Origin of the sequence: Pseudomonas sp. HD6422 (assembly GCF_025377065.1) — a bacterium.
GTDB lineage: Bacteria > Pseudomonadota > Gammaproteobacteria > Pseudomonadales > Pseudomonadaceae > Aquipseudomonas > Aquipseudomonas putida_U.
On sequence record NZ_JAHWIW010000022.1, the window covers coordinates 78,503 to 101,968 of the forward strand.

The window sequence follows — 23,466 nt, forward strand, 5'->3', positions numbered from 1 at the left end:
CCCTCAACAGATTTTGTGAGTTCGGGGAATTACTATCCGCCGAAAGCGTCTTTAATGAGAAGGAAGAGGGACAGGCTCCCACCGCCGCGGCATTTGGCCTGACGGACTTTTACACCACCAAGGAGAACTACATGCTGATACTCACCCGTAAGGTTGGCGAAAGCATCGTCATCAACGACGACATCAAAGTCACCATTCTGGGAGTGAAAGGGATGCAGGTGAGAATTGGCATCGATGCGCCGAAAGATGTCCAGGTTCACCGTGAGGAAATCTTCAAACGCATCCAGGCCGGCAACCCTGCCCCGGAAAAGGGCAACGAAGAGCACCAGTGATGTTTGTCCTCAAGCCGCACGGATGCGCTTGACCGCCCCTACCCGCTCAGGCGCAGCCCTGCGCCTCAAGCGTCGAGCAACTCCCGCACCTTGGCGATCAACGCGTCGATGTCGAACGGTTTATCGAACACCGCCGCGAACCGTTGCGGGCAGACCAGGCCCTGATTGGCTTGGGCGCCGCTCATGAGGATCACCGGCAGATCGGTCAGCAGCAGGTCCTCACGAATCGCCCGCACCAGCTCCTCGCCATTGAGCACCGGCATCATGTAGTCGGTGATCACCAACTGCACCCGCTTGTCCTGCAGAGCGTCCAGGGCCTTGCGCCCATTGCTGGCTTTTTCCACGATGAACCCCGCATCCTCCAGGGCGAAGCCGAGGATGTCCACGATCAGGTATTCGTCATCGACGACCAGAATAGTGTTCATGGATGAACCTTCAACCGCCGTCCTGCGGTACCGGGGTTCCTGAAAGCACGCCGCAGGCACCTTCGAATGCACGGCTCAGGGCGATACCGCCCGGGCCGATCTGCAGGTCGTGCAACGCCGGGTCGTGATTGCTGTCACGCACCTTGAGGATCGACAGCAAGCGCCGCAACTGCGAGTCCAGTTCGACGAAGCGCATCAGCATGAGGTTGTCGACCAGACTGGAAAGGTCTGGCGCCGGCGCACTGATCTCAGAGCCGAACAGGTCACGCATTTCCCAGGTCAGCATCACACTGATATCGCGCGCGCGCAACTCGCCGGCCAACGCACGGAAAAAGCCATTGAGTCGCGCCGGCTCGACCGCCAGGCGGCTGAAGGCGCCAAGGCTGTCGATCAGCACACGCTTGCTGCCGTGCGCATCGACCTGCGCCAGCAGACGTGCGCCGACCTCATCCAGCAGGCCTTCGGTGGTGGGCTGCCAACACAGCGCCAACGCCCCCTGGCGTTCCAGTGCGGCAAAGTCCAGGCCTAGCGAAGCTGCCTTCATCCGCAGGCGTGCCGGGGTTTCGTAGAAGCCGAAATGCAGCCCTGGCGCACTGGGCGTGGAGGCACCGAGAAAGGCCAGGCCCAGGGAGGTCTTGCCAACACCTGAAGGCCCCATCATCAAGCTGACCGAGCCCCTGGCCAGGCCACCCTCGAGCATTGCATCGAGGGTCGGCACGCCGCTGCTGACCCGTCCCAGGTTGTCGCTGCCATATTGGCTGGGATGGCTGTACAGGGCCTCCAGGCGCGGGTAGACATGCAAGCCGTGATCATCGATCAGGCACTCATGACGACCCGACAATGCCGCACTGCCGCGCGTCTTGCGCAACTGGATGTGGCGCACCGCACGGCTGCCGACCAGTTGCTCGCCGAGCTCGATCACGCCGTCGACCATCGTGTGCTCAGGGCTGCCCTCCTCCAGGCGCGCGCTGGTCAACAGCAGCACGGTACAACCGGCGAAAGCGGCGTGACCCTGCAATTCGGACACGAACTTCTTGGTGTCGAGGGTGGTTTCGGCACGCACCCGAGCATTGAGCACCCCATCGACGATCAACAGGCTGGCCTGCTGCCGGGCGATTTCCTGTCGCAGCAGCTTGACCACGGCATCCAGGCCCTCCTGTTCGAGGGTGTCGAAGGCACTGACGAACTGGATCGGATCACCCACCAGGGCAGGGTCGAAGAATTCCAGCGTGCCCAGGTACTGAAACAGTCGCTCATGGGATTCGCTGAGCAAGGTCGCCACCAGCACCCGACCGCCTTGGCGCACGTGGTTGCACGCCAGTTGGTTGGCGAGAATGGTCTTGCCCGCGCCGGGCGGGCCCTGAACGATATAGGAGGCGCCCGCGACCAGGCCTCCCCTGAGCAGGGCATCGAGCCCGTCTATGCCCGTGGTCAACCGCTGCAGTGCCTGAACCATGATGCCTTCCTTTACCGGGATTCGCCTGGATATGCCGGCAGGTAGAGGCTCATGCAAGTGCCTTCGCCCACGCTGCTGGTCACGCTGATTGCGCCATTGCTCTGCTTGGCAAAGCCATATACCTGGCTGAGTCCAAGGCCCGTACCCTTGCCGAAGGGCTTGGTGGTGAAGAACGGCTCGAAGATCCGCGGCAGCACGTCGGGGTCGATTCCCGATCCCGTGTCGCGAACATCGAAACGTACGAACTGACCACGCAAGCCATCGACCTCGCCGACCAGGGTTACGGTGCTCACCGACAAGTCGATGTGCCCTTCGCCTTCGACGGCATCGCGGGCGTTGAACAGCAGGTTGAGCAGGACCATCTGCAACTGCCCGGCATCCACCTCGATCAATGGCAAATCGCAGGGTATGTGCTGGTGCAGCTCGATGGTGCTGGGCAGTGCATGCTCGATCAGACCGCGGGTGGAGGCGATCAGTTCGGCGGGGGCTAAACGTGTCACGTTCAGTTGCCGGTGACGAGCGAAACTGAGCAGTTGCTGGGTCAATTGGGTACCGCGCTGCCCGGCATCGATGATGTGCTCGAGCATGCGCACAGCGCGCGCGGGATCCTGCGTGGTCAGCGCCAGGCGTGCAGAACTGAGAATGATCGTGAGCAGGTTGTTGAAATCATGGGCCAAGCCCCCCGTCAGTTGACCCAGGGCTTCGGGTTTCTGTGCCTGGAACAGCTGAGCACGCACTGCATCCAGTTGTTGGGCAGCCTCGCGGCGGTCGGTGATGTCCCGGGTGACTTTGGCCAGACCGACGATCTGGCCCTGCGCGTCGCGTATGACGTCGAGCGCGGCCAAGGCCCAGAACTGCGTACCGTCTTTGCGCACGCGCCAGCCTTCGTCCTGCGCCACGCCCTTTTCCAGCGCCTGGCGCAACAGCCTTTCGGGACGTCCGTCGTTGATATCCTGAGGGGTGAAGAACAATGAGAAATGTTTGCCGATCACCTCGTCGGCACGATAGCCCTTGATCCGCTCGGCGCCTGCATTCCAGGAGACCACGCGGCCGAAGGGGTCGAGCATGTAGATGGCGTAGTCGACCACTGACTGCACCAACTGCTCGTAGCGCTCGGCCGGCATCACCGCCTGGTCGAGACTTTCAGCTGAAACCATACACACTCCACTGGCACGGCGGGAGGGAGACAACGGGTTTGGCGGGACAGCTCAACCGTGACGCCTGCATGGGCCGTTCACGCGTCGTCTTCGATCAGCGACGGACTGATCCGGCGCGGCATGCCCACCTTCAGCAGCCACGCCCCGACCAAGGCGATCGAGCCACCGCCGAGCAAGGCGTGCAGCCGTTGGGTCTCAGGGTACTCGACATCGAATGCGAGCATCAGCAGGTAGCCCCCGAGGCAGATCAGGCACAAGTAGAGAAAGGCCGCCAGCAGCACCACCTGAGCGAACAGCAGGCGCCAAAACAGCCGCGGACGAACGATGCGTCCTGGTTGGACGGGAGGCGTGGCCAGGGTCATGGCTTCACACTCTTGGATCCAATACAAGCCGTAACAGTGGCTTATTGACATTGCCCTGTCAATCCACCAGCGAGACGGCCTCCACCCTTGATCATAGGCGCTGTGCACGAAAAATATATAACATTGGTGCATATCAGCGGGTCGCGAAGCGGCGCAGATCGACTCACTTCATTCGCTCAACCAAGATGATCCGACTCGCCGGGAGCAGCCCAGAGGCATGGCTGCAAGCCTTGTAGGCAACGCCTTGCCAACGCCTAATACGTTGATTTCCGCCGCCTTTTCGTGTCTAATCGCCAGCTTGCCGTCGTGCCCTGATGGTGAAATTGGTAGACACATCGCACTTAAAATGCGCCGTCGCGAGACGTGCCGGTTCGAGTCCGGCTCGGGGCACCAAATCTACGCAGAAAGCCCAGCAAACGCTGGGCTTTCTTGTATCTGACGCTAGCTGATTCTGGCCGCTCTACTGTTTCTCCCGCGCTGGGCGGATTGATGGAGCGCGCCGGCAGTTCGTTTCGCGGGTCCCGCCGATAAACAACGAAATCCATGGGGGTAAGCTAAAGTTTCGGTGAGGGCATGAACCGTGAGGTAGCGATCATGATAAAACAAGAAGCCAATGAGGTGATTGAACGGATTCGGAACGATCTCGAGCGACATGGGGTGCTGATTGGCTACGACCCCGACTTTACGACTCCTGAATTCGGCTGCGACCTCGATTATCAGGTGGCTCAGGTCCGAGAGGATCCACAGACCCGAGTCGTGGGCATCGTGATACATGACGAAGGCTTGTGGGCTCAGCTCAGGCAAGGAGCCGTTTACCGGTGCATCATCAGCGAATGTGGCGGCAAGCTGTTCGGGCTACCGATCACCATAGAGCCTAGAGATGATGAGTCCTACACCATCCAGTACAAACTCTAGGCATCAACACGGCAGCCCGAATACCGGGCTGCCGTGTTGAGCGTTGCCGTGGAGCGGCCATACAGCTGCTACAGTGGAGCTTGTCCCCCTTCACTGGAACACCGCCATGCGCTATTCCCTGTTCGACGGTCAACGTGACCTGATCATCCTGGTTGCACGCGTCCTGCTGATGATCCTGTTCGTGCTTTCCGGGTGGGCCAAGCTCACTGGGTTCGAAGGTACGGTGGGCTACATGAGCTCACTCGGAGCGCCTGCTCCGACCTTGGCAGCGGCGGTGGCCGTGATCATGGAATTCTTCGTCGCCATCGTTCTCATTCTGGGCTTCTATACCCGGCCCTTGGCGTTCCTGTTCGCCTTGTTCGTGCTAGGCACCGCGCTGATCGGCCACCCGTTCTGGAACATGGTCGACCCTGAGCGCAGCGCCAACATGACTCAGTTCCTCAAAAACCTGAGCATCATGGGCGGCCTGTTGTTGCTGGCAGTGAGTGGACCAGGCCGGTTCTCCCTCGACGGGCGCTGACTCAATCGTCGTCAAGCCAGGCTGGATGGTCTTCGTCCTCATCGATGAAATCATCCAGCGTTTGCTCATCCTCCTCGACCTCATCTTCGGCGCCCTGGGCATCGGCCTCGGGGTCGAAATCGTCGTAGAGAAATTCCTGGTCCAGCAGGTGGTCGTGCTCAGGTTCGTGCAGGTCGTCTTCGTCGTGCATGTTGGCTCCCGGAAATTGGCTCCGCCTGTATAGGCACAGGAACGCCTGCGGTCAATGACTTTGGGTTAATGCTCGCTTAACCCTGCCCCGGGTAATCTGCAAGCTCTCCCTTCAAACGTCATTGCCCACCTCATTGGTGGGCTTTTTTTTGAGAGCAGCCTTAACCTTAAGTAGCTCCGAACGTTCTTTGAACCCGCCCTCATTGGCGGGTTTTTCTTTTTCTGCGGCAGCTTGCGGGCAACGTACTGATCTGGCGCAACGCTTTTTCGGCATTGGTTGCCGCACAATGGCCACCTTCACACGACATCTTGACCTTGTTACCATACGAAACATAGCACTTTGGCAGCATTGAACACCGCTCACAGGCGAGTATCCTGCCTTACTTTGGTCCAATTTCCCCAAGGACGGACGCCATGAAGCCCCTTTCTCTCTTCGTCATTTCTGCGCAATTGCTCGTTGCTGGCGCGGCCTGGGCCGATGAGAACCGCGGTACCTGGTCACAGGAGCCGACCACTTTTCTGGGTGTAGATCTGCAGGGCGACTTCGTCCAGCAGGTCGCCGAATGCCCAACCGACGGCAGCAAGCCAGAAGGTCTATGCCGGGTCGCCACTGCCAACCCAGACAGCTACGAGGTCCGCGGCCTGCCCTACCTGCCGATTTCCCCCGGCTACAAGCTGGTCGCCAATCTCAAGGATGGCCAGGTCAACGAACTGGTATTCAGCGGTAACGCCAACAGCCTGTACCTGGTGACGGATATGCTGACCCAACGCTTCGGCGAGCCGAGCGATCAGCATATGCAGTGGATCAAGATGAAGTCAGGTGCGTCCTACCAGACCGAGGTGATGAGCTGGCGAGGTGAGAACGTGGCGGTGAACTTCCAGCGCATGGAAAGCGACCTGGGCAAGTACGCCGTTACCCTGACGAATGTGATGCCGGTTGGCACTACCCCGGCGGTAGACGCGATCTCCAGCGCCGAGGCGTCCGACGTGATCGAAGCGCCGTCTTCCAAGCTCTGAGATTCACTGAACAACGCGCCAGCGGCAGGCTCTGCCGCTGGCGCGTTTTTTTGTGCTTCAATCCAGCGCGCCGTTGAGCACCTCGTAGATAATCCCCGTCGCCACCGCCACGAGTATCAGATCCACGCCCGCCTGCCGCCATTCGTAGCCATCGTAGTGCGGCAACTGACCGAGTAGACGACCATCGAGCTTCTTGGCGATTCCCGGCGGAAGCGGCTTGCCGCGAGCCAGGTTCTTCTGGATACCCGGCGGCAGCGCCGGCCCAGGACTCCAGTAGTCGCGGTGACCGTTCAAGATACCCAGTACATCGCCATGGTTGATCGCAGGGCCGCCATAGTGTCCGCCTTTGTCCTGGCGGCCCTCTGCATGCCCTTGGCCTTTGCCATGCCCCTGTCCCTTCCCGTTGCCCGGATCAGCCAGTACCAGCGCGGGCCCGGCCAATAACGAAAGGGAAGTGATTGCCGCGATGACGACCCGACGCCTGCCCATGCCTGATTCCTTTTAACGTTGGACCCTATGCAATCTAGACGATGCTGGAAGGATAAGTTCCGCTGACTGCGAAGATAAGCGGTCCGATCAACGAACGCTTCGCTCCCGCTCGGTTGCCAGTGCGACCTGATCCTGGTCGTGGAACGCCCCCACCACGCCGATGTCTAGTACTGGCGAAGTGACATTCCACCCTGTCATGATTCTTATTACACCATGCTGTGCACCCCACCGAGGTTACCCATGTTCAATCGTTCTCTCAAAGTTCGACTCGCCGAGCGCGAGCGCGAGATCGCCCGTGTGCAGCAACGCCTGGAGCTGATGGCTCAAGCAGGCATTTTTGTCAGGCTCGATGCCGACTACCGGGTCCTCGAATGCAATGAAGCCTTTGCCTGCGCCCTGGGCCAAACCCCAGCCGAGCTTCTTGGAAAGCCCCTATCCCAGCTAGTGCCGGACTATGTCTCGAAGCTGCCGTGTTACCAGAATTTCGTCCGAGAGATCCCCGCCGGCCGGCCCGTCCACGATGATTACCGCTACCTGCGCAATGGCAAACCGCAAGTCTGGTTGCGGTTGACCTGGCATCCGCTATGCGATGAGCAAGGCCGACTGTTGGAGGTGGCCGGCTACGGGCAGGACGTGACCCGGCAGGTCAATTTGATGCGGGAGAACCAGGCGCTACTGGATGCACTATTGCGCTCCACAGCCATCATCCAGTTCGACCTCAACGGCACGGTCATTGACGCCAACGAACAGTTCCTGGACGCCATGGGCTATCGGCGAGAGCAGGTCATGGGTAAGCATCACCGGATGTTCTGTGATTCGGACTTCAACCGCAGTCCCGCTTACGACGAGTTCTGGAAGACGCTGAACGCCGGGCATTACGTGAGCGGCCGCTTCCGCCGCCTGGACAGTCGCGGCGCAGAAGTATGGCTCGAGGCAAGCTACAACCCGGTCAACGATAGCGAAGGCCGCTTGGTGCGCGTGGTCAAGTTCGCCTCCGTGGTGACTGACGAAGTCAAACGCGAGGAGGAGGTTCGCCGGGCGGCGCAGATAGCGCTCGAAGTTTCCCAGGTCACCGATGTGAACGCTACGCAAGGCGTATCGGTAGTGCGTCAGGCGGTAGAGACCATGGAGTCGGTCAGCGAGCAGATGCAATCCGCTGCCACCACCATCGGCGCTCTGGACAAACAATCGGTGCTGATCAGTTCGATCGTTCAAACCATCGGCGGCATCGCCTCACAGACCAATCTGCTGGCGCTCAATGCCGCCATTGAAGCCGCACGCGCAGGCGAACAAGGCAGGGGCTTCGCCGTGGTGGCAGATGAAGTTCGACAGCTCGCGGCGCGCACCAGTACGGCTACCGATGAAATCGTCGCTGTAGTGGCTCGCAATCAGATGCTCGCCTCCCAGGCGGTCACTGACATAGATAGCAGCCGAGACCGCGCAGAACAAGGCCTGCGCCTTGCCTCCCAGGCGGGGGAATCGATCAGCGGCATTCAGGCGGGAGCCCGGCAGGTGGTCGCTGCCGTGGGGAAAGTCACCAAGGATCTTCAACAAGTCGGCTAACCGGGACTGGCTCGGCCCAGCGTTGATGGCGGTACGCTGGTTGCCGGGCGGTAACGCGATCAATGCGGAACTGATCAGGTTTTCCAGGGCGCAAAGAAAAACCCCGCAGACGTTAATCTGCGGGGCTTTCGAATATGGAGGCCGAGGTCGGAATCGAACCGGCGTAGACGGATTTGCAATCCGGAGCATAACCACTTTGCTACTCGGCCTCAAAGTCGGACATAGCGGCTTGCGCTTTGCTATCTCCTTGAAACACTGAACCTTTTTCAAAGTTCGCTGCGTTTCGATGGGCGCCATTATGTCTGCATTCGAACAACCTTGCAACCCCCTGATTTAAAAAAATCTTCAAGGGGTTCAAGGTGTTAGCGCAAGCGACCGAATTTGCTCCAGAGGCTGACCAGCGTGTTCTCCACGGTACCGCTCGCCGCCACACCGATCCGCTCCTGCAGGCTCTTGCGTTCGGCGTAGTGCACATGGAACAGGTTGGCCTCACGGGCACGATCGCTGAGGTACTCGTCGCTGGTGCGCAGCTCGTCCACCAATTTGCGGTTCAGTGCCGCGACGCCGAGCCAGACCTCGCCGGTCGCCACTTCATCGATGTGCAATTGCGGGCGATAGCGGGTGACGAAGTCCTTGAACAGCTGGTGGGTGACGTCGAGGTCTTCCTGGAATTTCTCGCGTCCCTTCTCGGTGTTTTCGCCGAACACGGTGAGGGTGCGCTTGTACTCGCCCGCGGTCAGCACTTCGAAGTCGATGTCGTGCTTCTTCAGCAGGCGGTTGACGTTGGGCAACTGGGCCACCACGCCAATGGAGCCAAGCACGGCGAACGGTGCGCTGACGATTTTCTCACCGATGCAGGCCATCATGTAGCCGCCGCTGGCCGCGACCTTGTCGATGCACACGGTCAGCGGGATACCGGCCTGGCGGATACGCGCCAGTTGCGAAGCGGCCAGGCCGTAGCTGTGCACCAGACCGCCGCCGCTCTCCAGGCGCAGCACCACTTCGTCGCGCGGAGTGGCCAAAGTCAGCAGCGCAGTGATTTCGTTGCGCAGGCTCTCGGTGGCCGAGGCCTTGATGTCGCCGTCGAAGTCGAGCACGAACACCCGGGCCTTCTCCTCGCCCTTGCCCTTGCCTTTCTTCTGCTGTTTTTCCGCTTTGGCCTGCTGTTTGCGCAGGGCTTTGAGCTGGGGCTTGTCGAGCAGGCCCGACTCCAGGCGCTCGCGCAGCTCCTTGTAGAACTCGTTGAGGCGGGTGACCTGCAACTGGCCGCCCGGCTTGCGCCGGCCTTTGCCACGCATGCCGGCGATGGCGGAGAGCACCAGCAGGATGGCGATCACCAGGGTGGCGGTTTTGGCCAGAAAGCTTGCGTATTCGGCAAGAAACTCCACAGTAGTCCTCAATGCCCGGAATTAAAGGGCTACGCTACCATGGCTTGTGACACTTTGGTACGGTCTTGTGACATTCCGAAGCACTTGAGGCAGGCTCAGCGGCGCACCTTTCGGGCTTTCTTCTGGGTCCTTATCACCTGCCCGTGAGGGGTCCCTATCGCGCCCACGGGCACCTATGCGAGGGCCTACGGGGGAGCCTGCGCGGAAGTCTTGTAATGGTGACTTTTCAGATTTTTCTGTCAGATTCTCAAGAGGGTCTATGCGACCACAACCAGAACCCCAGTTGAACGGCCAGACAGACCCAGTAGAGGGCCTGTAGGTGGTCCATGGGGTTCTCCTTGAAGGGTTAGAGTGACTTGTGAAAGCGAACGTCTGTGAGTTCTTGTTGCAGGGCTACCTCAAGGAGGCGCTCATAGGTATGCGGCCAACTCCCTTGAGATTGGTCATTAGAAGCGCCTGATTGAAGCAAGGCATAGCATAGCGCCGCATGTGGTGTCAGAGACTCGACAGGCACCTTAGTGACTACCCGTTTGCCCTTGTAGGTGTAGCACAGTGTGACACTCATCGCGGGACCTTTTTGTGGGCAACTTAGCTATTGAGCATAGCCCGTCACGCTTCGTTTGAGGAAGTATCAATCAACGACCTCAGCGGGCCTTGAGACGCCTTGCAGCGGCCTTGATGTCCCTCATTGCGATTCGATAGTTGTCCTTCTCTCGTTCGAGCAGGTGAACCACAGCAGCCTGTATCGACACACGTTCAAACCCTGAGCCTTCCAGTTCAAGCCAGCGCTTGACGATCATGTTGGACAGCTTGAAGGAATACCGGGAGAGCAGCGTAAAGGTCAGCTCTTTGTCGAGAATGGTCAGCGGTAATAACTTGCTTTGACTGGACTGGTAGCTGGCCTCGACCCATTGAGGTGCCCCCAGATTTGGGGTCTCCCTTTCCAGCTCGTTGAGCATCTTTCGGATGTCTCTGAGTACATGGTCATGGCGCTTACCGGTGATCTCAGCGATCTCCAAGGACGACATACCGGGTAAGCCGTTGAGAGTCGTTGAGGATACCGCTCCGGCCTTGGAGATGTTCTCGAAGATGGTCGCTGTATTGGTGGTCATGGTCATAGTCTGTTTTCCTCTTGTTTGCTCCCTCAAGTTCGCTCCCACCGGCAGCCGAAAGACCCGACCAAGGGTTCTGCCGGTGGCATGAAGGAACAAACAGAAAGACTTTCGGTTAGATAGATGCCCAGCGACGGGCGATGATGCGGATAGGTGAAGCTGTGCCCCTGCCGGTCCCTCTTTAGGTCCGGCCTTACGGGGCTATCAGGGTTTCCCTTAGATCAGCTCAGGGCAATGCGAGTGACCAGCGGGAACGGCACTTGAACGGTCTGAAGACGATCCTCGGTCAGAGCTACCTTGACCATGCCATTGGCGATGATGTCCACCACAGCCACGATCTCAAGGTCCCAGCCTTGGGCGTTTGGGTTGCGAGTCGCTTCAATCTTCCAGATGCTACCGTCTTGGCGCTCACGGTAGCTCAGCGAGGTGAAAAGCTTGGGCAACATGAAGACGCCGTGGTCAGTGCCTGTATACGGCTGTACGCCTGCGCCAATGAGGTCCTCGATAGAGTCCTGACCAGCACGTTGAGCAGCACGCTCAAGAACAGCCACCAGTGACACGGGCAGCAGGATCACGAAGTCGCTCAGCGAGGTCCCTACAGTCTGGTTAACGTGGGTCGTGAGGATGTCGATGAGGTCCTCAGCGATCTCAGCAGGCTTACCCGTTGGTTTGGCCTCAGAGACGCTCTCAGTGCTTGGGGCAGTCGCCAAGATGGCAGCGACCTTACCGGCTGCGCTGTGCTCAATGTCACGAAGCATCTTGTCAGCGGTTTGCTCCATAGACTGGACGGTGAAGCCTGCCATCAGGTTGTGGTCAAAGATCGTAGCTCGGTGGCTGATGACCAATGCCTTGTCGGTCGCCTCGGTGAAGATCACAGAACCGGCCAGGACCTCGCCCTTCTCGACGGTCTGGTTATCCCAGTTCTTACGAGGGTCGAAGGTGACAGAGCGGTCGGCCATGGTGATGATTTGTTGCCCAGTGGCCTCAGAGCCAGCCGGACGGAACTCGCAAGGGGTTGCCTCCATGGCAGCCTCTCGCCACTCATCGCCGTTCAAGTAGTCCTCAGCGGCTTCCACGAGGGCCTCTACATAGACGGACACATCGGTGGCCGCTTGGGTCTCAGGTCGAACATCGGCGGTGTTGAATCGAATCGACCCAGTGTGCTCATCGGTGATGGCGGTGGTGTAGGTCGATGGCTTGGCGTACTGGAATGGTTGTTTCATGGGAATGATTCTCCTGAATAGATGAATGAAGTGTGTGTGTCGAGGGAAGTGCTGTTACCAGCCACCGCTATTGCTACGACGAGCAGCCAGAATTTTCTGACCATGCTCACGAATGGCAGCGTTTCGGGCTTCCCGATCAGCCTTCGCTTGGGCGATCTCTCGGGGCGTATGCTCACGGCACCGCTCAGCATGGGCATTGGCCTCAGCCTGTTTACGGGCCTTCTCTTGAGCGTCCTCGTACTGATGCTGGCGGTACTCTCGGGCAACTACGGGAATCGCTTGGAGCGACAGACCGGCCTCATCGAACGCCTTAACGATCTCGAATTGCTGGCCCTTAACGGTCCCGCACTGGGCGACCAGCATGGGCAACATGATGTTCTCGACGTACTCACGGCTCAGGGTCTGGCCCGACACGGTGACTTCGTTCTTCAGGACTTTCGTGATAGTGATTTTCATGGTTTGGGTTCTCCTGTGAGGTGACCCATTCGCTCAGCCTTGGCGCCATAGACGCGCACGACAAGACGGCAAGGAGAGAGCCGCGTGGCACCTTCCAAGGCTGACGAATGAGTTCTTGATTTGAGTGGTGTTGATGACGGATCAGGACATGGCGGGCCTGAAGGACATCGGATAGATCAACCGTGGCGACGGCTGTTAGCGAGGACGGAGGGAAATTATTTTGTTGTTGGTCTTCCTGTCTTACCCATAGTGAGGGTTTTTAACGACAGTCTTGACGAACGCCTTTAAAATGTGAGTGAGATCCCCTCTGAGCCACCCAATGGAATCCTCAAGTGGGTCGAGGCGATTGCTTGAAGACACAGCCCTTGTTCAAGTAGCTGATTCAAGCGGTCAAGCGTCTTGGCGGGACACTTAGCGAGGACCCGTTGGGCCAGACCATCCATGTTAAAAGTGACCTGTCCATCCTTATAGGTTCTGAAGTTTGAACGGTGGTCATTGAGGATTCGACGTAACTCGATGAGCTGGATTCGAGCAGGTCGAGGGAAGACCATGGACAATGTGCTTATGTCCTGCTCGGTGAGTCGTGAGTTAGCTGGACAGGTGATACTGGTCATGTTGGCAGGTCTCCTTTGCGATGTTCTATAAGATGCCCTTTTCGGTGAATGAAAGATGAGGGGTGTAATAACAATTACCCCTCTCCCTCTGGGTCTACTCGATGAGCTGGTCGATTCCGTTGATCACTGGGTCTCGTTGAGTTTCTTTTAAGTATGCGGCATTTATTCAGGCAGCCTCAGCGCCCAGCGTTCTCAGGTCGTGATGCAGCTTGGCGAGGACTTCAGGACTTGGCGGTTCGCCTGGGTCTTCCCACTCGTTGACTCGACTGGTCTTCAGGAAGCCATAGCGCATCTCATGGATCAGCTCATCGGGGCGACTCTTGAGCAGGTACGGCATTGCCAGTTCGATGGCCTTCACATACCGCTGCGCTTGTCGGAGACCCAGCCGGTATTGAGCCATAACGTTGGCCGCTGAGACGACTTCAAGTTCTGCAAGGATGGCAACAAGACGTTTCACGGACAGAGGTTTGGACGAGCCACCAGCGCCGATTGGGCGGTCATGCCAGTCGAGCCTTGCGATGTCCTCAAGGATGTCCATTGCGAAGTGGGGATATTGACCGTAGTCGGTTGTCGGCCCGATGAAGCCGTAGAACAAGTTGGTGATGATCTTGGTGGGGCGGCCCCGGCCACGCTTGGGAACGGAGAGTGCAGCGGTGGTGATTGCCTCGTGCCGGGCTGGGTCGTAATTGGTCATGGAAGTGGTCCTCAAATGGCCGCTGCGAGCGTGCAGCCATAGTGAGGGGTTTTGCGACACGAACAGATGGGCGTTTATTTAGAGACCTTCCGACGGTCGTATTTCTTAGCTGTGCAGCCAGTTGAAGGGTCACAAGGAATCACGTCATATATTTGAGCTTTGACAATGGGTTTAGGGTCCCCTTTGATTTTTTTCTTGGCCACAGTAAAGCTGTAAGTCATAGAACCTCCTTTAGGGAATGTTCCCCAGCCATCCATAAGGATTGAAGGTTGCCAATCGCCAAGAAAGGATGCATCTATGCCCACGGCGGTTCCTTTCATGTATTTGCTTAGGCTTTTATTTATTGCGCAGAATTCATTGTGATTGCATTGGTCAACTCTGGCAAATAAAGCTTCTTTGTCTATTCCCGTTGATGTGGCAAAGTACTTACTCAACACGCTTTCGATCTCATCCATATCTGCGCCCTCAACGTGCCAATACACTCGGATGGATATTTTTGCCGTCCTCTCGTAGACCTCTGCCACATCAGTTGTGATACTGTCGATCTTTATCGAATCTCTGTACCTTACTATCACGTTGTCACGTATGTCTCGAAGTGCCGCCGCATTGCGCTGCTCAACCGTCTGGACTCGACTTTGAAGGTTGTTCATCTGACTTTCTAATGTCTCAGCCATCGCATTCGTGTAGAGACTTCCCAGAACAGCGATTTGCAGGAGGCGCATCATGTGATTGTGTCACTCATTATTTTGAAATGGGTTGAGGGTGGGCAAGGCAATGACATCCCCCCCCACTGCTCCTACTGTTTATACCCCAAAAGCTTGCACCAAAGCCTCATGGAGCGCCCACAAGAACCCTCTGAGACCTCGCGTAAAGGTCGTAAGTGATGTTCCCTGAGACGCGCCCCGTTATCGAACCATCCTCAGCGCCCCTACCATAAGGCCCCTCGAAGCAGCCGCATTGCCCCCGTAGACATCGAACGCAAGCGATCCGGAGCTATGCCCTAAGATAGCCTGAGCGATACCCACGGACACGCCAGCGGCCTTGAGGTCAGACGCCATCGAGTGCCTAAGCGAGTGAAACGACAGCCCTTCCCCGGTCTTGGTGCCCAATACATCGCGGATCATCTGATTGATGAGCTGATCAAATCCACTCTTGGACTGAGTGAACAACCGCCCTTGGGTCTGCGAGAGCTTCTCAAGGTGGTCCTCAGGGATGCCCAGCAAGGGAACGATGCGACGGCTGAAAGAGTTCTTCAGGGTCTTCCCTTCCTTGTCGTTGATGTCCATGACCCACTGACCATCGCCAGTACCCTGGCCCTCGACCTTGTAGATATCGCTGCCGGTGAGCTGATGAATCTCCCCAATGCGTGCCCCAGTGGCAACCCCAAGGGCAATGGCTGATGCTTTCCAGTCTTCACCGAGGTTGCCCACAGCCCAGACCTGTAGAGCCTTAAGGTGGTCCTCAGTGAACGCCTCACGGGCGCTCTCGGCACCTTTGGCAATGGCCAGCTTCTTGGAGTAGTCACGGTCAATGAGACCGGTGGCCACAGCCCAGCCAATGACAGAGGAAGCATGAGTCATGATCTTGTTAACAGATGATGGCTTGCGACCATCAGCCAAGAGAGCGTCACGGAGCCCCACAAAGGTCGCCCTTGAGTGCTTGGCCATATCGGCATCCCTGAGGTGCCCGACGATGGTCTTGGTGCAACTCTCCCAGTTCTTCAGGGTGTTGGCCGACAGATCACCGCCCCGCTCTGCCTTGAAGGCTTCGTAGAGGCCGCTGAAAGAGGTCGCTGAGGTGCCCTTAGAGAGCGACTTACAGATAGGGACAGGCACAAGCTCGTCACTATCAATACAGCCACTCTGATTGATGCTACCTATAGACCCCTTCAGGTCCCCATTGAGCAGCTCGACCAGCCCTCTCAGGTCCCCACTGTGCCTGCCTTGAGCAGCCGCAAGGACTCTTTGAGCCATTAGAACGGTCTGCGCCTGAGCTAACCCCAGGGGCATCGTTTCGGCAATCTCAGCGAGGTTCTCAGAGACCTCATCCAGTACCAGCCCGTAGGCATCACCCTGAGGATTGCCTAACGCTTCCTCAGCGATGAACCGAAGGTTGTTCCGTAGTTCCTCCCACGTTGCGTCAGGCTTATCGAGGTGAAAAGCCTTGAGGGTCTGAAGGAGGTGCTTTGCGGTAGTCATGGCAGCAGGTCGATTAGTGGTCTTGAGCGAGATCGTACAGGAGTCGTGGCAGCCCTTGAGGCGGACCCGAAGGTGATACCGACCCGAGGCTCTACGGTAGACGTAGGGCACTGCGATTTGTGACACGTTGGGACGATTTGTGACACTGGATTCAACGGTGAGGATGGTCATTTTGGGTGGAAGCCCCGTGTTGCTTGGCTTTACCCGAGATCAAGGACAGTTGGCAAGAAACTCCACGTTGACTCCTTGATAGACCTGCGCCTGAACGGCGCGAAACTGTTGCAAGCATACCGGTGCGCCTGTGACGCTGCCAGCCGGCGCAAACGCTGGCAACACAGTTCAAACAAGCTTTTCAAACGCTTGTATGTTTTTTCGTTGACAGCCTGGTTGGCGCATCCTAACCTCGCAACAACCTTACTGCGCCGGACACTTTCGTGGGCAACCTGTACCTGATCCGCCATGGCCAAGCCTCATTCGGTGCCGAGGACTACGATGTCCTGTCGGCCACTGGAGCGCGCCAGAGCCACGCCCTGGGCCAATACCTGGCACAGCTGGGGGTTCGCCTGGATCGTTGCCTGGCCGGCAGCCTGCGGCGTCAGCAAGACACCGCCCGCCTCGCACTTCAGGCGATGCAGGCCGACGGTTGCCCGGCCCCGGTCATTGAGACCGACCCGGCCTTCAATGAGTTCGACGCCGACGGCGTGGTGCGCGCTCTAGCGCCGGGCCTGCTGGTGGACGAGCCGAACGCGCTGCACATCCTGCGCAACGGCGCGCAACACCGCAGCGAATTTCAGCGCCTGTTCGCGCTGATGGTGCAACGCTGGCACGACGGCCAGCATCACAGCGAGGGTCTGGAATCCTGGGAGGCCTTCACCGGCCGGGTCGAAGCCGGCCTGCAGCGGGTGCTGGACCAAGCCGCCAGCGGCGACAACATCGCCATCTTCACCTCTGGCGGCACCATCGCCGCCCTGCTCCACCTGGTCACCCGCATCACCCCCAGCCAAGCCTTCGCGCTGAACTGGCAGATCATCAACACGTCGCTCAGCCAATTGAAGTTCCGTGGCCGCGACGTGTCCCTGGCCACCTTCAACAGCCAGGCCCATGTGCAGCTGTTGAAGGCGCCGGAGCTCATCACCTATCGATGACCCGGCCTGTTGAGTCCTCTCGGGGACGTGAAAATCACTCTATAAGGAATGCACCATGACCTCCGTAGCTGATGCCGTTAAAAATATGCAAGAGAAGTTCAACCCATCCGCTGCCGCCGGCCTGGACCTGGTGTTCGGCTTCAATGTGACCGACGAAGACAAGCAATACGCGCTGATCGTCAAGGACGGCACCTGCGACCTGCAGGAGGGCGAAAACCCGGATGCCAACTGCACCCTGGTGATGGACAGCGAAACCCTCAAAGGCATCGTCAGCGGCGAAACCGACGGCATGCAGGCATTCATGAGCGGCAAGCTGCGTGTCGAAGGCGACATGATGCTGTCGATGAAGCTGAGCGAGCTGTTCCCAGCCTGATTGGTGGGTCTGTCGAGCCAGACGAGAACCGAAGCCCGGGCGGCTTCGGTTTTTTTTTGCGCGGCCGATGGGAGCGTCATCAAGGCAGTTGATCGGCCGGCAACACCCGCGCCTATATGAACGTTGGCACGCTTGTTCCAACCCCGGTCGGCCATTAGATTAGCCAATAGTCCTCGTGACAGATAATAAGGAAAACGCATGACGCTCACCGACCCGTCCACCCAGGTACGCCCCGGCGAAGAACTCGATGCCCAGGTCATCGACACCTTTCTCAAGGCCAACATCACCGGGCTCGAGGGCTCGCCGGGCATCAGCCAGTTTCCAGGTGGCGCCTCCAACCTGACCTATCTGGTGAGCTACCCTGGCCGTGAGTTCGTGTTGCGCCGTCCGCCTTTCGGCGAAAAGGCCAAGTCCGCCCACGACATGGGCCGGGAGTATCGCATCCTCAACCAGCTCAACAGCGGCTTCCCCTACTGCCCAAAAGCCTATGTGCATTGCACCGACTCCACGCTGATCGGCAGTGAGTTCTATGTCATGGAGCGGGTCAAGGGCGTGATCCTGCGTTCGGACATCCCCAGCGAACTCGGCCTCGATGCACCACGCACCGAACGACTGTGCAAGAGCTTCATCGAGCGTCTGGTGCAACTGCACCAGGTCGATTACCAGGCGTGCGGCCTGGCCGACCTGGGCAAGCCTGAAGGCTATGTGCAGCGCCAGATCGAGGGCTGGAGCAGCCGCTACGGCAAGGCCCGGACGCCGGATGCACCAGCCTGGGAGCAGGTGATGGTTTGGCTGCGTGAAAAGATGCCGGCCGACCACCCGCGCCCAGGTATCGTGCACAACGACTACCGCTTCGACAACGTCATCCTCGACGCCGACAACCCCATGCGCATCATCGGGGTGATGGACTGGGAAATGGCCACTCTCGGCGACCCGCTGATGGATCTGGGCAACAGCCTGGCCTACTGGATCGAGGCAACCGACCCGCCCGCCGTGCAGCAGATGCGCCGCCAGCCCAGCAACGCGCCGGGCATGTTGACGCGCCGGCAGTTCGTCGATCATTACGCTGAGCGCGCCGGCATTCGCCTGGACAACTTCGACTACTACTATTGCTACGGCCTGTTCCGCCTGGCGGGGATCGTTCAGCAGATCTACTACCGCTACTACCACGGCCAGACCCAGGACAAGCGCTTCGCCCAGTTCATTCATATGAACCGCTTGCTCGAGCAGATGACCCTGCAGGTCATCGACAAGTCCGCGCTCTGACATCCGCCCCGACGACCGACAAGGAACACCCCATGCCCAAGACCCACCTGTTCGACCTCGACGGCAAGATCGCCTTCGTTTCCGGCGCCAGCCGTGGCATCGGCGAAGCCATCGCGCACCTGTTGGCCCAGCAGGGCGCCCATGTGATCGTGTCCAGCCGCAAGCTCGAAGGCTGCCAACAGGTCGCCGACGCGATCATCGCCGCTGGCGGCAAAGCCACCGCAGTCGCCTGTCACATCGGCGAGCTGGAGCAGATCCAACAGGTGTTCGCCAGCATCCGGGAACAGTTCGGACGCCTGGATATCCTGGTCAACAATGCCGCCACCAATCCGCAATTCTGCAACGTGCTGGACACCGACCCAGGGGCCTTCCAGAAAACCGTGGACGTCAACATCCGCGGTTACTTCTTCATGTCGGTGGAAGCCGGCAAGCTGATGCGCGAGCACGGTGGTGGCAGCATCATCAACGTCGCGTCGATCAACGGCGTATCACCCGGCCATTTCCAGGGTATCTACTCGGTGACCAAGGCTGCGGTCATCAACATGACCAAGGTGTTCGCCAAGGAGTGCGCACCGTTCGGCATCCGCTGCAATGCGTTGCTGCCGGGCCTCACCGACACCAAGTTCGCCTCGGCCCTGGTGAAGAATGACGCCATCCTCAACGTCGCGCTTCAGCAGATCCCACTCAAGCGCGTGGCGGCGCCCGAAGAAATGGCCGGCGCCGTGCTGTACCTGGCCAGCGAAGCGTCCAGCTATACCACCGGTACCGCGCTCAACGTCGACGGTGGCTACCTGTCCTGAGCAGACCGCTCAGCCATGGCGACGCTGCCCCGGGCTACAGGCAGGTCGCCGCGGCGGCACGACGCTGCAGGGCCACGCCGTCGTTCTGCTTGGCGTAGTAGTCGACGTGGGTGCCGCCCGCCTGCGGGTAGACATCGACGAACGACTCGGCGCCACGGGTGTACACCGTCAGCCCGCCTTGGGCGCGCGGCTCGAGGTAGCCGCTGGCGTCGATGCCGAAACGCACCTCATCCTGCCAGCTGTACTGGATGCACTGGGCAACCAGTTGCGGCGCTTTCTGCGAGTCGAGCTGGGCTGTCGGCTTGCCGCCACGCGCGGTCTCCATGGTCGCTGAAGCACAACCGGCCAGCATCAGTACTACGGCCATCGGCACGATCGCTCGCATGTTCCACCCTCGCTAGGAAAAAAGAACGCGACTCTAGCACTGCCTGGTGATTGGAGTGAATTGTCATGGGCCTGGCGCTGTCGCAATAAAGACCTATCACTGCACAAGGAACTGCCATGCGACTGCTTCCCCTGACCTGCGCCCTGCTCTTCGCCGGCCTGCCCCTGTTGCCCATGACCGCCTCGGCGGCGCCCTCGGCCGAGGAAAGCATGCAGGGCCCGGAAACCCATAACCGCGAAGTGAAGGTCGGTGACAAGGCCCCCGACCAGTACAAGCGCGACGACCAGACCATCCGCGATTGGAAGGCCAAGGGCCTGCCTGAACCTGAAAAAGAGAGCCACTGGGTACGCATGGGCGACCACTACGTGCTGGTGCAGATCACCAACGGCGTCATCCTGGCCATCCATCCCGCCTCCTGAAATACCCCGGGCCGCTCTACGCAGCGGCCCGGCCAGCAGTCTCGTCCCCAGCCAATCCCCCTTGTCGACAGGCGCCGCTCATCGCTGGCGCCTGAAAATATTGTGCGTCAAGGAAACCAAATGGATCGTTGCCAGTCATAGTGGGTGTCCCGTAAACCTTTGCGGATCAAGGACCTATATCGTGATCAAGCGCATTGCCAGTCTTTCCCTGCTCGCCGCCATCCTGCTCAGCGCCGGGTGCTATCACCATCACTACCGCGACGACGATGGCTGGCGTGACCACGACCGCGGTGACCGCCACCACCATCGCCGCCATGACCGCGATGACGATGACCGTCAATACCGTGACCGTTATTACCGCTGAAGCGTCCTTTCAACCCTATTTCACCCGATGATTCCTCTGAGGTTCATATCATGCGTCTGACTTTGCCTTCCCTCGCCCTCGGCCTGCTGCTGTGCCAAGGCGCTTTCGCCGGTGACGGTACCGCCGCCATCGGCGGTGGCCTGGGGGGAGCCTTGGGCAATATCGTCGGCCAATCGATGGGCGGCAAGACCGGCGCCGCCATTGGCGCAGGCCTGGGCGGCGCAGCCGGCAGTGCCGTGGGCGCACGCAAAGGGAACCGCACCGAAGCGGCGATCGGCGGCGGCCTGGGTTCGGCCGGCGGCTCGCTGCTGGGCGGCGCGGTCGGAGGCTCGACCGGCTCGACCATCGGTGCCGGTCTGGGCGGCGCGGCCGGTGGTGCACTGGGCAACCATGTCGGCGACAACAACCGCAGCAGCAGCCACCATTACAAGCACAAGCACCGCCGTCACCGTCACTGATCCGTCGCGGCCAGGGCGCCTGCCCCTGGCCTGCCCCTTGCGGGCAATTCCTGCAACATGTCAATAATCCCTTCACCGCAGGCTGGCACACTGACTGCTACTGTCTATCGTGCCCCTTGAGTGAAGGAACACCCTCTCCCCATGAACCATGAGCTGCTCTGGGTCCTCGGCCTGCTGGCCATCGTCGTCATCCTCTTCATCATCAATCGCCCACGCATGGACGTGGTCGCACTGCTGGTCATCCTCACCCTGCCCTTGTCGGGCATCCTCACCGTCGAACAGGCCTTGGCAGGTTTCGCCGATCCCAACGTGGTGCTCATCGCGGCGCTGTTCGTGATTGGTGAAGGCCTGGTGCGCACCGGCATCGCTTACCGCATCGGTGAATGGATGAGCGAACGGGCCGGCAACAGCGAAGCGCGCCTGCTGGTGCTGCTGATGGTATCTGTAGCAGGCCTGGGCTCGATCATGAGTTCCACCGGCGTAGTGGCGATCTTCATTCCCGTGGTGCTGAGCATTGCCGCCCGCCTGCACATCTCACCCAGCCGCCTGATGATGCCACTGGCCTTCGCTGGCCTGATCAGCGGCATGCTCAGCCTGGTGGCCACGCCACCAAACGTGGTGGTCCACAGTGAACTGGTACGCAGTGGCGAGGTTGGCTTCCAGTTTTTCAGTTTCACCCCCTTCGGCCTGGTGGTGCTGGCGCTCGGTGTCGGCTACATGCTGCTCACACGCAACTGGCTCAAGGGCGAGGCGCGCAAGGACGGTCGCGTGGAAACCCGACGCACCTTGCTTGACCTGGTGCTCGACTACAAGCTCAGCGGTCGTGAGCGACGCCTGCGCATCCGCCCGCACTCGCCGCTGATCGGCCACACCCTGGGCGAACTGCAACTGCGTACCCGGCACGGCGCCAACGTGATCGGTATCGAGCGTCAGCACAAGTTCACCACCCGTGTCATGACCGCCGACTCGAGCACGGTGCTGCACCCTGGCGATGTCCTGCTGCTCGATCTGTTCGGGCCGCGCGACGGGGACGACCTGCGCACTTTGTGCCAGACCATGCAGCTCGAACCGCTGCGCTTCAAGGCGGCCTACTTCATCGACCAGTCGCAGGACCTGGGCATGGCTGAAGTCTCGCTGCCTCCCGGCTCGCAATGCATCGGCAAGAGCGTCCTGGAGCTGACCTTCCGCACCCGCTTCGACCTCAACGTGGTGGGCCTGCGCCGGGAGCAGTCGGCCATCGAGGCGCAGTTGCTGGAGGAAAAACTGCGCCTGGGCGACACCTTGCTGGTGGTCGGTCCCTGGAAAGCCATCCGTCAGTTGCAAAGCCGCCCCTACGACTTCCTGGTGTTGAGCATGCCAGCGGAAATCGACCAGGTCGCCCCCGCTCGGGAACGCGCACCCTATGCCCTGATCAGCCTGGCGGTGATGGTCGGTCTGATGGTCAGCGGTGTGATACCCAACGTACTCGCGGCCCTGATCGGCTGTCTGCTGATGGGCGCTGGCCGCTGCATCGACATGAACAGCGCCTATCGCGCCATCCACTGGCAGAGCCTGGTCCTGATCGTCGGCATGCTGCCCTTCGCCCAGGCGCTACAGAAAACCGGCGGCATCGACCTGGCGGTGAGTGGCCTGGTGAGCGTGCTGGGCGGCGCCGGGCCGGTGGCGATCCTGGCCTGCCTGTTCGCGGTCACTGCACTGATCGGGCTGTTCATCTCCAATACGGCCACGGCGGTGCTGATGGCACCGGTGGCCGTCGGCACCGCCGCACAGCTGGGCATGTCACCGTATCCGTTCGCCATGACCGTGGCCTTGGCAGCTTCGGCCGCGTTCATGACGCCGGTCTCGTCGCCGGTGAATACCCTGGTGCTCGGACCCGGGCAATACCGCTTCGCTGACTTCATCAAGGTCGGCGTGCCATTCACGGTTCTGGTGATGGTGGTGACTGTGCTGATGGTGCCTTGGTTGTTTGGGTTTTAGGGGTTCGCTTGAGAGGTGTGGGGGGGGGGGGGGGGGGGGGGGGGGGGGGGGGGGGGGGGGGGGGGGGGGGGGGCGGGGGGCGGGGGGGGCCCCCCCCCCCCCCCCCCCACGGAGGCGGGCGGCGCCGGGGCGGGAACAGGACGGGCGCCGCAGGGGCGCCGAGCCGGGG

At 59.9% G+C, this 23,466-nt stretch carries 26 protein-coding genes, 2 tRNA genes and 2 pseudogenes; 15 read left to right on the forward strand and 15 right to left on the reverse strand.

What is annotated here, in order from left to right; genetic code table 11:
• Window positions 1–131: 131 nt before the first annotated feature.
• Entirely contained in the window at window positions 132–332 is a 201-nt protein-coding gene (csrA, locus tag KY379_RS17065) for a carbon storage regulator CsrA (RefSeq protein ID WP_133330827.1), read from the forward strand.
• 65 nt (window positions 333–397) lie between these two features.
• On the opposite strand, the gene KY379_RS17070 is transcribed toward csrA, so the two are convergent.
• The 4 genes from KY379_RS17070 to KY379_RS17085 form a co-directional block, all read right to left on the reverse strand.
• Entirely contained in the window at window positions 398–757 is a 360-nt protein-coding gene (locus tag KY379_RS17070) for a response regulator (RefSeq protein WP_133330644.1), read from the reverse strand.
• Between the two features lie 10 nt (window positions 758–767).
• Window positions 768–2,213 carry an ATPase domain-containing protein gene (locus KY379_RS17075; RefSeq protein WP_261241032.1) on the reverse strand — a complete coding sequence of 482 codons (1,446 nt, stop codon included), beginning with the start codon at window positions 2,211–2,213 and terminating at the stop codon, window positions 768–770.
• Between the two features lie 11 nt (window positions 2,214–2,224).
• A complete protein-coding gene (locus KY379_RS17080) occupies window positions 2,225–3,370 on the reverse strand; it encodes a two-component system sensor histidine kinase NtrB (RefSeq protein ID WP_261241033.1) in 1,146 nt (381 codons plus the stop codon).
• A 77-nt stretch (window positions 3,371–3,447) separates the two neighbouring features.
• On the reverse strand, window positions 3,448–3,732 hold the full coding sequence (locus KY379_RS17085; protein ID WP_196172417.1) for a hypothetical protein: 285 nt from the start codon (window positions 3,730–3,732) through the stop codon (window positions 3,448–3,450).
• A gap of 308 nt (window positions 3,733–4,040) precedes the next feature.
• Here KY379_RS17085 and KY379_RS17090 point away from each other — a divergent pair.
• From KY379_RS17090 to KY379_RS17100, 3 genes are all read left to right on the forward strand, one after another.
• Window positions 4,041–4,125 (forward strand) — tRNA-Leu (locus KY379_RS17090).
• Between the two features lie 180 nt (window positions 4,126–4,305).
• Window positions 4,306–4,647, forward strand: coding sequence for a hypothetical protein (locus tag KY379_RS17095; protein WP_230385396.1), 342 nt, complete (start codon window positions 4,306–4,308; stop codon window positions 4,645–4,647).
• Between the two features lie 106 nt (window positions 4,648–4,753).
• Entirely contained in the window at window positions 4,754–5,167 is a 414-nt protein-coding gene (locus tag KY379_RS17100) for a DoxX family protein (RefSeq protein ID WP_133330650.1), read from the forward strand.
• A gap of 1 nt (window position 5,168) precedes the next feature.
• On the opposite strand, the gene KY379_RS17105 is transcribed toward KY379_RS17100, so the two are convergent.
• Window positions 5,169–5,357, reverse strand: a complete 189-nt coding sequence (locus tag KY379_RS17105) for a hypothetical protein (RefSeq protein ID WP_133330652.1) — start codon at window positions 5,355–5,357, stop codon at window positions 5,169–5,171.
• Window positions 5,358–5,770: 413 nt separating this feature from the next.
• On the opposite strand from KY379_RS17105, the gene KY379_RS17110 reads away from it, so the two are divergent.
• Window positions 5,771–6,373, forward strand: coding sequence for a hypothetical protein (locus KY379_RS17110; protein ID WP_261241036.1), 603 nt, complete (start codon window positions 5,771–5,773; stop codon window positions 6,371–6,373).
• A gap of 57 nt (window positions 6,374–6,430) precedes the next feature.
• Here the strand turns inward: KY379_RS17110 and KY379_RS17115 are convergent, their stop codons facing one another.
• Window positions 6,431–6,862: an RcnB family protein gene (locus KY379_RS17115; protein WP_261241038.1), complete on the reverse strand. Its 432-nt coding sequence runs from the start codon at window positions 6,860–6,862 to the stop codon at window positions 6,431–6,433.
• Window positions 6,863–7,180: 318 nt separating this feature from the next.
• On the opposite strand from KY379_RS17115, the pseudogene KY379_RS27430 reads away from it, so the two are divergent.
• Together KY379_RS27430 and KY379_RS27435 are read left to right on the forward strand one after the other, a co-directional pair.
• Window positions 7,181–7,879: pseudogene (locus KY379_RS27430) on the forward strand (PAS domain-containing protein); the annotation flags it as partial.
• Between the two features lie 102 nt (window positions 7,880–7,981).
• Window positions 7,982–8,425, forward strand: a pseudogene (locus KY379_RS27435) (methyl-accepting chemotaxis protein); the annotation flags it as partial.
• Between the two features lie 135 nt (window positions 8,426–8,560).
• On the opposite strand, the gene KY379_RS17125 reads toward KY379_RS27435, so the two are convergent.
• The 8 genes from KY379_RS17125 to KY379_RS17160 all read right to left on the reverse strand — a co-directional run bounded on the left by KY379_RS17125 (window position 8,561) and on the right by KY379_RS17160 (window position 16,110).
• A tRNA-Cys gene (locus KY379_RS17125) sits at window positions 8,561–8,634 on the reverse strand.
• Between the two features lie 153 nt (window positions 8,635–8,787).
• Window positions 8,788–9,813 (reverse strand): protease SohB, encoded by a 1,026-nt coding sequence (sohB, locus tag KY379_RS17130; RefSeq protein ID WP_196172342.1) that lies wholly within the window; start codon window positions 9,811–9,813, stop codon window positions 8,788–8,790.
• Between the two features lie 644 nt (window positions 9,814–10,457).
• Entirely contained in the window at window positions 10,458–10,931 is a 474-nt protein-coding gene (locus KY379_RS17135) for a Rha family transcriptional regulator (protein WP_054903677.1), read from the reverse strand.
• A gap of 215 nt (window positions 10,932–11,146) precedes the next feature.
• A complete protein-coding gene (locus KY379_RS17140) occupies window positions 11,147–12,148 on the reverse strand; it encodes a hypothetical protein (protein ID WP_054903676.1) in 1,002 nt (333 codons plus the stop codon).
• 54 nt (window positions 12,149–12,202) lie between these two features.
• Entirely contained in the window at window positions 12,203–12,604 is a 402-nt protein-coding gene (locus KY379_RS17145; protein WP_102885671.1) for a DUF6971 family protein, read from the reverse strand.
• Window positions 12,605–13,384: 780 nt separating this feature from the next.
• Window positions 13,385–13,912, reverse strand: a complete 528-nt coding sequence (locus KY379_RS17150; protein WP_261241041.1) for a hypothetical protein — start codon at window positions 13,910–13,912, stop codon at window positions 13,385–13,387.
• 74 nt (window positions 13,913–13,986) lie between these two features.
• On the reverse strand, window positions 13,987–14,637 hold the full coding sequence (locus KY379_RS17155; protein ID WP_102885674.1) for a hypothetical protein: 651 nt from the start codon (window positions 14,635–14,637) through the stop codon (window positions 13,987–13,989).
• 180 nt (window positions 14,638–14,817) lie between these two features.
• Window positions 14,818–16,110 (reverse strand): tyrosine-type recombinase/integrase, encoded by a 1,293-nt coding sequence (locus KY379_RS17160; RefSeq protein WP_123109277.1) that lies wholly within the window; start codon window positions 16,108–16,110, stop codon window positions 14,818–14,820.
• 434 nt (window positions 16,111–16,544) lie between these two features.
• Between KY379_RS17160 and KY379_RS17165 the strand changes: the two genes are divergently transcribed.
• From KY379_RS17165 to KY379_RS17180, 4 genes are all read left to right on the forward strand, one after another.
• The gene (locus KY379_RS17165) at window positions 16,545–17,255 is read left to right on the forward strand and encodes a histidine phosphatase family protein (protein ID WP_133330762.1); all 711 of its coding nucleotides are present in this window, start codon (window positions 16,545–16,547) and stop codon (window positions 17,253–17,255) included.
• A 55-nt stretch (window positions 17,256–17,310) separates the two neighbouring features.
• The gene (locus tag KY379_RS17170) at window positions 17,311–17,628 is read left to right on the forward strand and encodes an SCP2 sterol-binding domain-containing protein (protein WP_261241042.1); all 318 of its coding nucleotides are present in this window, start codon (window positions 17,311–17,313) and stop codon (window positions 17,626–17,628) included.
• A 198-nt stretch (window positions 17,629–17,826) separates the two neighbouring features.
• The gene (locus tag KY379_RS17175; RefSeq protein WP_261241043.1) at window positions 17,827–18,894 is read left to right on the forward strand and encodes a phosphotransferase family protein; all 1,068 of its coding nucleotides are present in this window, start codon (window positions 17,827–17,829) and stop codon (window positions 18,892–18,894) included.
• A gap of 32 nt (window positions 18,895–18,926) precedes the next feature.
• A complete protein-coding gene (locus KY379_RS17180; RefSeq protein ID WP_133330768.1) occupies window positions 18,927–19,694 on the forward strand; it encodes an SDR family oxidoreductase in 768 nt (255 codons plus the stop codon).
• Window positions 19,695–19,728: 34 nt separating this feature from the next.
• Here KY379_RS17180 and KY379_RS17185 read toward each other — a convergent pair whose 3' ends face one another.
• The gene (locus KY379_RS17185; RefSeq protein WP_261241044.1) at window positions 19,729–20,079 is read right to left on the reverse strand and encodes a hypothetical protein; all 351 of its coding nucleotides are present in this window, start codon (window positions 20,077–20,079) and stop codon (window positions 19,729–19,731) included.
• Window positions 20,080–20,195: 116 nt separating this feature from the next.
• On the opposite strand from KY379_RS17185, the gene KY379_RS17190 reads away from it, so the two are divergent.
• From KY379_RS17190 to KY379_RS17205, 4 genes are all read left to right on the forward strand, one after another.
• On the forward strand, window positions 20,196–20,498 hold the full coding sequence (locus KY379_RS17190) for an RcnB family protein (RefSeq protein ID WP_133330772.1): 303 nt from the start codon (window positions 20,196–20,198) through the stop codon (window positions 20,496–20,498).
• A 184-nt stretch (window positions 20,499–20,682) separates the two neighbouring features.
• Window positions 20,683–20,862 carry a hypothetical protein gene (locus KY379_RS17195; RefSeq protein ID WP_133330841.1) on the forward strand — a complete coding sequence of 60 codons (180 nt, stop codon included), beginning with the start codon at window positions 20,683–20,685 and terminating at the stop codon, window positions 20,860–20,862.
• A gap of 50 nt (window positions 20,863–20,912) precedes the next feature.
• Window positions 20,913–21,320: a glycine zipper domain-containing protein gene (locus tag KY379_RS17200; RefSeq protein ID WP_133330774.1), complete on the forward strand. Its 408-nt coding sequence runs from the start codon at window positions 20,913–20,915 to the stop codon at window positions 21,318–21,320.
• A 141-nt stretch (window positions 21,321–21,461) separates the two neighbouring features.
• Complete coding sequence (locus KY379_RS17205) at window positions 21,462–23,297, forward strand: SLC13 family permease (RefSeq protein WP_261241045.1); 1,836 nt, start codon at window positions 21,462–21,464, stop codon at window positions 23,295–23,297.
• The last annotated feature ends 169 nt before the right edge of the window (window positions 23,298–23,466 follow it).